Origin of the sequence: Streptomyces angustmyceticus (assembly GCF_040701845.1) — a bacterium.
Lineage (GTDB): Bacteria > Actinomycetota > Actinomycetes > Streptomycetales > Streptomycetaceae > Streptomyces > Streptomyces angustmyceticus_A.
The window spans coordinates 63202-71818 of sequence record NZ_JBFBHQ010000032.1; the positions used below are offsets into that span (position 1 = coordinate 63202).

The following is an 8617-nucleotide window of genomic DNA, read 5'->3' on the forward strand; positions in this document are numbered from 1 at the left end:
GCTTAACGGGCGAGGAGGTGGTGAGGTATCGGGCTCCGCTTCCGGCGTGCGCTCCGGCGCACGGCGCGCGACCCCGGTGGGTCAGCCGTTGGCCGGACCGCCCACCTGGATGCCCGCCATCCGGGACCACTCGTAGCGGCCGGTGCGGACCTTGGCGGCGAGGTCGCCGTCGAAGTCGTCGTGGAGCGTGAGACCCGCCTTGCCGGCGGCGTCCTGGGCGGAGCCGAAGGTGTCCGCGACCAGATTGCCCCACTCGCCGTCGGCGCCGACGAGCGCGATCCGGGTGCGGCCCCGGCCGATGTGCGCGAGCTGCCCCTCGGCGCTGCCGCCGTGTGCGGCGGCGAAGGCGCGGATCTGCTTGGCGAGCCGGTCCGCCTGCTTGCCGGCCCGCTTGTCGGTGCGCGTCCGGGCCTCCGCGTCGGCCACGGTCTCCGTCTGCTCGTCCGCCTGCTGGGTGTCTGCCATGAACAGCATGCTACCCATCGGTAATCAACGAAGGAAGGGATCCACGGCGACGGCGACGAAGAGCAGCGACACATAGGTGATGGACCAGTGGAACAGCCGCATCTCCTTGAGCTTGGCGCCGGTGATCCCGGCCTTGGCGCGGGCCTGCAGACCGTGCGCCTCCTTGAGCCAGAAGGCGCCGCAGGCGACCGCGACGACGGTGTAGAACCAGCCCGTGTAGCCCAGCGGCTGCAGCAGCAGCGACACGGCCACCATCACCCAGCTGTAGGCGACGATCTGCCGCGCGACGACCTTGTTGCCCGCGACGGCCGGCAGCATCGGCACGCCGACGCGCTCGTAGTCGTCCTTGACCTTCATCGACAGCGGCCAGTAATGCGGCGGCGTCCAGAAGAAGATGACCAGGAAGAGGATGAACGAGGCCCAGGAGACGGAGTTCGTCACCGACGACCAGCCGATGAAGACCGGCATGCAGCCCGCGATACCGCCCCAGACGATGTTCTGCGTGGTGCGGCGCTTGAGGATCATCGTGTAGACGACCACATAGAAAAGCAGCGCACCGAGCGACAGCATCGCCGACAGCGGGTTGACGAGGAACCAGAACAGCGCCGTGGAGCCCACCGCGAGGGCGGTCGCGAAGACCAGGCATTCGCGGGGACTCACCATGCCGGTGACCAGGGGCCGCTGGGACGTACGGTCCATCAGCGCGTCGATGTCGCGGTCGAGGTACATGTTGAACGCGGCGGCGCCGCCGGCGGAGAGGTACCCGCCGACGCAGGTCACCAGCACCAGCCACAGGTTCGGCACGCCACCGGCGGCCAGGAACATCACCGGCACCGTGGTCATCAGCAGCAGCTCGATGACCCGCGGTTTGGTCAGCTCCACGAACGCCTTGACGCGGGCCCCGAACGGCCGGTCGCCGGGACTCCCGGGGACCGGAGAAAGCGCCCCCACAGGACGGGATTCGACGGCCGTCACGCACACCCCTGGAAGTAACATCAGCGGCCTGTTGCCGCGGAAGAAATTAGGCCTGCAAGCCCATCCGGCCGTGAATACCCGGTGAAGGGCCTGCGCGTACCACGCCACTTTAGACGTTGGCCATAGAGCGATCTTCGCGGGGGTGGGGTCGTGTTGGGCACCGCGCGGCGGGAGCCCGGCGGCATCTTCCGGCGGCCGGCCGCCCGGTGTTCGGGAGGCGAAGGCGACCGCCTCCCGGCAGTCTGGTGCGTAGGGCCGTCGCCTCGGGGACGGGAATGCTCCCGGCCCCGAGGTGGTTGCCCGAAGCGACGAGCTGTCGTGCCGTCCGGCCTCCGACTGAGCGCCGGGAACATCGACTGAGCGTCGAAAAGACGCACGCACTTGCGGGGGTAGGCTCGACACCGCCTGGCGGACATACCGTCCGCGGCATTCGACATGTGGAGAGGAGCCCTGACTCAGGGTGAGCACCAAGCCGACCACCACAGACCTCGAGTGGACCGAACTGGATCAGCGGGCAGTGGATACGGTCCGTGTCCTGGCCATGGATTCCGTGCAGAAGGTCGGTAACGGCCATCCGGGTACGGCCATGAGCCTGGCTCCGGCCGCCTACCTTCTCTTCCAGAAGATGATGCGGCACGACCCGGCGGATCCCAACTGGACCGGCCGCGACCGTTTCGTTCTCTCCGCGGGCCACTCCAGCCTGACCCTCTACATCCAGCTCTACCTCGCCGGCTACGGCCTGGAGCTGGACGACCTGAAGTCGTTCCGCACCTGGGGGTCGAAGACCCCCGGCCACCCCGAGTACGGCCACACGACCGGCGTGGAGACCACCACCGGCCCGCTGGGCCAGGGCGTCGCCAACGCGGTGGGCATGGCGATGGCCGCCCGCTACGAGCGCGGCCTGTTCGACCCGGACGCGCCCGAGGGCAGCTCGCCCTTCGATCACCACATCTACGCCATCGCCGGTGACGGCTGCCTGCAGGAGGGCATCTCCGCCGAGGCCTCCTCGCTCGCGGGCCACCAGAAGCTCGGCAACCTCATCATGCTGTGGGACGACAACCACATCTCGATCGAGGGCGACACCGAGACCGCGGTCTCCGAGGACACCTGCAAGCGCTACGAGGCCTACGGCTGGCACGTCCAGCGCGTGGCCCCGAAGGCCGACGGCGACCTCGACCCCGAGGCGCTGCACCACGCCATCGAGGCGGCCAAGGCCGAGACCGGGCGCCCGTCGTTCATCGCGATGCGCTCGATCATCGCCTGGCCGGCCCCCAACGCCCAGAACACCGAGGCCGCGCACGGCTCGGCGCTGGGCGAGGAGGAGGTCGCGGCCACCAAGCGCGTCCTCGGCTTCGACCCGGAGCAGTCCTTCGAGGTCCCCGAGGAGGTGCTCGCGCACACCCGCGCCGCCCTCGACCGCGGCCGCGACCTGGAGAAGGAGTGGGGCAAGCGGTTCGCCGACTGGCGCACCACCAACCCCGAGCACGCCGCGGAGTTCGACCGGGTCGCCGCCGGCGAGCTGCCCGCGGGCTGGGAGGACCACCTCCCGTCGTTCGAGACCGGCAAGGCCGTGGCCACCCGCGCCGCGTCCGGCAAGGTGCTGCACGCGCTCGGCGCGGTCATCCCCGAGCTGTGGGGCGGCTCCGCCGACCTGGCGGGCTCGAACAACACCACGATCGACAAGACCTCGTCGTTCCTGCCGGAGGGCAACCCCCTGCCGGGCGCGAACCCGTACGGCCGCACGATCCACTTCGGCATCCGCGAGCACTCCATGGCAGCGGAGATGAACGGCATCACGCTGCACGGCAACACCCGGGTCTACGGCGGCACCTTCCTGGTGTTCTCCGACTACATGCGCAACGCCGTCCGGCTGTCCGCGCTGATGCACCTGCCGGTGACGTACGTGTGGACGCACGACTCCATCGGCCTGGGCGAGGACGGCCCGACCCACCAGCCGGTCGAGCACCTGGCCTCGCTGCGCGCCATCCCGAACCTGAACATCGTCCGCCCGGCCGACGCCAACGAGACCGCCCTCGCCTGGCGCGAGATCCTCAAGCGCTGGACCAAGGAGTACGGCGTCGGCGCCCCGCACGGCCTCGCGCTGACCCGCCAGGGCGTGCCGACGTACCCGGCCGACGAGAACACGGCCAAGGGCGGCTACATCCGGTTCGAGGCCGAGGACGCCGACGGCAGGAGCACCACGCCGCAGGTCGTGCTGATCGGTACCGGCTCCGAGCTGCAGCTCGCCGTCGAGGCGCGTGAGCAGCTGCAGGCCGAGGGCGTGCCCACCCGCGTGGTGTCGATGCCGTCGGTCGAGTGGTTCGACCAGCAGGACCAGGCCTACCGCGACAGCGTGCTCCCGCCGTCCGTCCGGGCCCGGGTCGCCGTCGAGGCCGGCATCGGTCTGACCTGGCACCGCTTCGTCGGTGACGCCGGTCGCATCGTGTCCCTGGAGCACTTCGGTGCCTCGGCCGATGCCAAGACCCTGTTCCGCGAGTTCGGCTTCACCGCCGACGCGGTCGCCTCCGCCGCCCGCGAGTCGGTCGAAGCCGCCGCGCGCTGACGACGCCCGCACACGACAAGTAGGAGATGCAGAACCCATGACAGACGCACTCAAGCGCCTCTCCGACGAAGGCGTCGCGATCTGGCTGGACGACCTGTCGCGCAAGCGCATCACGTCCGGCAACCTCGCCGAGCTGATCGACCAGCAGCACGTCGTCGGTGTCACGACGAACCCGTCGATCTTCCAGAAGGCGATCTCCGCGGGCGACGGCTACGAGCAGCAGGTCGCCGACCTCGCCGCCCGCAAGGTCACCGTCGAGGAGGCCATCCGCATGATCACGACGGCGGACGTCCGCGACGCCGCCGACATCCTGCGCCCGGTCTTCGACGCCACCGGCGGCCAGGACGGCCGGGTCTCCATCGAGGTGGACCCGCGCCTGGCGCACCACACCGTCCCGACCATCGCCGAGGCCAAGCAGCTGGCCTGGCTAGTGGACCGCCCGAACACGCTGATCAAGATCCCGGCCACCAAGGCGGGCCTCCCGGCGATCACCGAGGTCATCGGCCTGGGCATCAGCGTCAACGTGACCCTGATCTTCTCGCTGGAGCGCTACCGCGAGGTCATGGACGCCTACCTCGCGGGCCTGGAGAAGGCCAAGGCCGCGGGCCTGGACCTGTCCCTGATCCGTTCGGTCGCCTCGTTCTTCGTGTCCCGGGTGGACACCGAGATCGACCAGCGCCTGGAGAAGCTGGGCACGGACGAGGCCAAGGCCCTCAAGGGCAAGGCCGCGCTGGCCAACGCCCGGCTGGCCTACCAGGCCTACGAGGAGGTCTTCTCCTCGGACCGCTGGGCCGCCCTCGACAAGGCGGGCGCCAACAAGCAGCGTCCGCTGTGGGCCTCGACCGGCGTCAAGGACCCCGCGTACAAGGACACCCTCTACGTCGACGAGCTGGTCGCCCCGGGCACGGTCAACACCATGCCGGAGGCCACCCTGGAGGCCACCGCCGACCACGGTCGGATCACCGGTGACACGGTGCGCGCCACGTACGACGCCGCCAAGGCCGACCTGGCGGCGCTCGAAAAGCTCGGGATCTCGTACGACGACGTCGTCCAGGTCCTGGAGGACGAGGGCGTGGAGAAGTTCGAGGCGTCCTGGAACGACCTGCTCAAGTCCACGGAGGCGGAGCTCGAGCGCCTCGCTCCCTCGGAGGGCTGATCTCCCTTGTCTGATGCACACGGAGCCAACCCGCTTCGTGACGCCCTGGACCGACGGCTCCCGCGCATCGCGGGGCCGTCGGGCCTGGTGATCTTTGGCGTCACGGGCGATTTGTCCCGTAAAAAGCTGATGCCCGCCGTCTACGACCTGGCCAACCGCGGTCTGCTGCCGCCGGGTTTCTCGCTCGTCGGGTTCGCCCGCCGCGAGTGGGAGCACGAGGACTTCGCGCAGGAGGTGTACGCGGCGGTCAAGGAGCACGCGCGCACGCCGTTCCGCGAGGAGGTCTGGCAGCAGCTGGTCCAGGGCTGCCGCTTCGTCCAGGGCAACTTCGACGACGACGAGGCCTTCGAAACGCTGAAGGAGACGATAAACGAGCTCGACAAGGCGCAGGGCACCGGCGGCAACTTCGCCTTCTACCTGTCCGTGCCCCCGAAGTTCTTCCCCCAGGTCGTCCAGCAGCTGAAGAAGCACGGGCTGGCCGACCAGAAGGAGGACTCCTGGCGGCGCGCGGTCATCGAGAAGCCCTTCGGGCACAACCTGGAGAGCGCCAAGGAGCTCAACCGGATCGTCCACGAGGTCTTCCCGCCCCACGAGGTCTTCCGGATCGACCACTACCTGGGCAAGGAGACGGTCCAGAACATCCTGGCGCTGCGGTTCGCCAACACGATGTTCGAGCCGCTGTGGAACCGCAGCTATGTCGACCACGTCCAGATCACGATGGCCGAGGACATCGGCATCGGCGGCCGGGCCGGCTACTACGACGGCATCGGCGCCGCCCGTGACGTCATCCAGAACCACCTCCTCCAGCTGCTCGCACTGACCACCATGGAGGAGCCCGCCTCCTTCGAGGCCGATGCGCTGGTCGCGGAGAAGACCAAGGTGCTGGGCGCGGTCCGGCTGCCCAAGGACCTCGGCAAGGAGACGGTCCGCGCGCAGTACGCGGAGGGCTGGCAGGGCGGCGAGAAGGCCGTCGGCTACCTCCAGGAAGACGGCATCGACCCCAAGTCGAAGACCGACACCTACGCCGCGATCAAGCTGTCGATCGACAACCGCCGCTGGGCGGGCGTCCCCTTCTACCTGCGCACCGGCAAGCGCCTGGGCCGCCGCGTCACCGAGATCGCGGTGGTCTTCCAGCGCGCCCCGCACTCCCCCTTCGACCGCACCGCCACCGAGGAACTGGGCCAGAACGCCCTGGTCATCCGGGTGCAGCCGGACGAGGGCGTGACCGTCAGGTTCGGCTCCAAGGTCCCGGGCACCTCGATGGAGGTACGGGACGTGTCGATGGACTTCGCCTACGGCGAGTCCTTCACGGAGTCCAGCCCCGAGGCCTACGAGCGGCTGATCCTCGACGTGCTGCTCGGCGACGCCAACCTCTTCCCGCGCGTGGAGGAGGTGGAGCAGTCCTGGCGGATCCTCGACCCGATCGAGGCGTACTGGGAGAAGCACGGCAGGCCCGCACAGTACCCGGCGGGCACCTGGGGCCCCGCCGAGGCGGACGAAATGCTCGCACGAGACGGACGGAGCTGGCGTCGGCCATGAAGATCGATTTGACGGACACCACGTCCAGCAAGATCAACAAGGCGCTGGTGGAGGGGCGCCGCGCGATCGGCACCCCGGCCATAGGCATGGTGCTCACTCTCGTCATCGTCACCGACGAGGAGAACGCCTACGACGCGCTGAAGGCCGCCAACGACGCGTCCCGCGAGCACCCCTCGCGCACCCTCGTCGTCGTCAAGCGGGTCAGCCGGTCGCCGCGCGACCGCGCCAAGGCCCGCCTCGACGCCGAGGTGCGGCTCGGCACCGACGCCGGCACCGGCGAGACGGTCATACTCCGGCTCTACGGCGATGTGATCGACCACGCCCAGTCGGTGGTGCTCCCGCTGCTGCTGCCGGACGCGCCGGTCGTGGTCTGGTGGGCGGTGAACGCCCCGCTGGACCCCGCCAAGGACCCGCTCGGCGCGCTGGCCCAGCGCCGCGTCACCGACGCCTACGCCGCCGAGCAGCCCATCGAGGAGCTGTCGGCGCGTGCGGACACCTACACCCCCGGCGACACGGACCTGTCCTGGGCCCGCATCACGCCCTGGCGCTCGATGCTGGCCGCGGCGCTCGACCAGGCCCCGTGCACGGTCACCTCGGCCGAGGTGACCGGCGAGGAGTTCAACCCCAGCTGCGAGCTGCTCGCCATGTGGCTGGCCGACCGGCTCGGGGTCCGGGTCACCCGCAAGGTGTCCGACGGCCCCGGTCTGACGGCCGTACGGCTGGAGTCCAGCAGCGGGGCGATCGTGCTGGACCGCCCGGACGGTTCGCTGGCCACGCTCTCGATGCGCGGCCAGCCCGACCGTGCGGTGGCGCTCAAGCGGCGGGAGACCGCCGAGCTGCTCGCCGAGGAGCTGCGCCGCCTCGACCCGGACGAGATCTACGCCGGCGCCCTGCGGTACGGCGTGGACCGGATCGGCGACGGCAGCGCCGGGCAGCCGGCGGCCGGCGAGGAGGCACCGGCCAAGCCCGCGGCGAAGAAGGCCGCCAAGAAGGCGGCCGCCAAGTGAGCGCTCCGCAGGTCGTCGTCCACCGCGACAAGGAGCTGATGGCCAAGGCCGCGGCGGCCCGGCTGATCACGAAGATCGTGGATGCCCAGTCCGCCCGCGGCTCCGCCTCCGTGGTCCTGACCGGCGGGCGCAACGGCAACGGGCTGCTCGCGGCCCTCGCCGAGGCGCCCGCCCGCGACGCGGTGGACTGGTCCCGGCTCGACCTGTGGTGGGGCGACGAACGGTTCCTGCCGGACGGCGATCCGGAGCGCAACCACACCCAGGCCCGGCAGGTGCTGCTGGACAGCGTCCCGCTGGACCCGGCCCGGGTGCATCCGATGCCCCCGTCGGACGGCCCCTGCGGCAACGACGCCGACGCGGCCGCCGCGGCGTACGCGACCGAACTGGCCGCCGCCGCGGGCCCCGAGGACCACGGCCCGGTGCCCTCCTTCGACGTCCTGCTGCTGGGCGTCGGCCCGGACACCCATGTGGCCTCGCTCTTCCCCGAGCTGCCCGCGGTCTACGAGCAGGAGCGGACGGTGGTGGGGGTGCACGGCGCGCCGAAGCCGCCGCCCACCCGCACCTCGCTGACCCTGCCCGCGATCCGCGCGGCCCGGGAGGTCTGGCTGCTGGCGGCCGGCGAGGACAAGGCCAATGCCGCGGCCATCGCCCTCTCCGGCGCCGGAGAGGTCCAGGCCCCGGCGGCCGGCGCCCGGGGACGCGGCCGGACCCTGTGGCTGCTGGACGAGGCGGCGGCGTCCCAGCTGCCCCGCGGCCTCTACCCGCCGGCGTCGGCCTGAGGGCCGCACCGTGACAGGCCGAAGGCCCCGCACCCCCCCTTAGGTTCTAGTGGTCGTTGCAACACCCCAGTTCAAGGGGTGCGATGGACTTCGAGATCCGTAAGGCCCGTAAGGCTCAGGGGCCCCGGAAGCT

At 70.6% G+C, this 8617-nt stretch carries 7 protein-coding genes; 5 read left to right on the top strand and 2 right to left on the bottom strand.

Annotation, left to right across the window (positions count from 1 at the left end):
* Positions 1 to 81: 81 nt before the first annotated feature.
* Together AB0411_RS34835 and AB0411_RS34840 are read right to left on the bottom strand one after the other, a co-directional pair.
* On the bottom strand, positions 82 to 474 hold the full coding sequence (locus AB0411_RS34835) for a hypothetical protein (protein ID WP_366421243.1): 393 nt from the start codon (positions 472 to 474) through the stop codon (positions 82 to 84).
* A 15-nt stretch (positions 475 to 489) separates the two neighbouring features.
* Complete coding sequence (locus tag AB0411_RS34840) at positions 490 to 1440, bottom strand: heme o synthase (RefSeq protein WP_373866958.1); 951 nt, start codon at positions 1438 to 1440, stop codon at positions 490 to 492.
* Between the two features lie 460 nt (positions 1441 to 1900).
* Here AB0411_RS34840 and tkt point away from each other — a divergent pair, with 460 nt between their 5' ends.
* The 5 genes from tkt to pgl are packed head-to-tail and all read left to right on the top strand — an operon-like array spanning position 1901 to position 8484.
* Positions 1901 to 4003, top strand: a complete 2103-nt coding sequence (gene tkt, locus AB0411_RS34845; protein ID WP_366421244.1) for a transketolase — start codon at positions 1901 to 1903, stop codon at positions 4001 to 4003.
* Positions 4004 to 4040: 37 nt separating this feature from the next.
* Positions 4041 to 5159 (top strand): transaldolase, encoded by a 1119-nt coding sequence (gene tal / locus AB0411_RS34850; protein WP_366421245.1) that lies wholly within the window; start codon positions 4041 to 4043, stop codon positions 5157 to 5159.
* A gap of 6 nt (positions 5160 to 5165) precedes the next feature.
* On the top strand, positions 5166 to 6698 hold the full coding sequence (gene zwf, locus AB0411_RS34855; RefSeq protein ID WP_086719584.1) for a glucose-6-phosphate dehydrogenase: 1533 nt from the start codon (positions 5166 to 5168) through the stop codon (positions 6696 to 6698).
* Positions 6695 to 7705 (top strand): glucose-6-phosphate dehydrogenase assembly protein OpcA, encoded by a 1011-nt coding sequence (gene opcA / locus AB0411_RS34860; RefSeq protein ID WP_366421246.1) that lies wholly within the window; start codon positions 6695 to 6697, stop codon positions 7703 to 7705. The genes zwf and opcA overlap by 4 nt, the downstream gene beginning before the upstream one ends.
* The gene (gene pgl / locus AB0411_RS34865; RefSeq protein WP_366421247.1) at positions 7702 to 8484 is read left to right on the top strand and encodes a 6-phosphogluconolactonase; all 783 of its coding nucleotides are present in this window, start codon (positions 7702 to 7704) and stop codon (positions 8482 to 8484) included. The genes opcA and pgl overlap by 4 nt, the downstream gene beginning before the upstream one ends.
* Positions 8485 to 8617 lie beyond the last annotated feature (133 nt).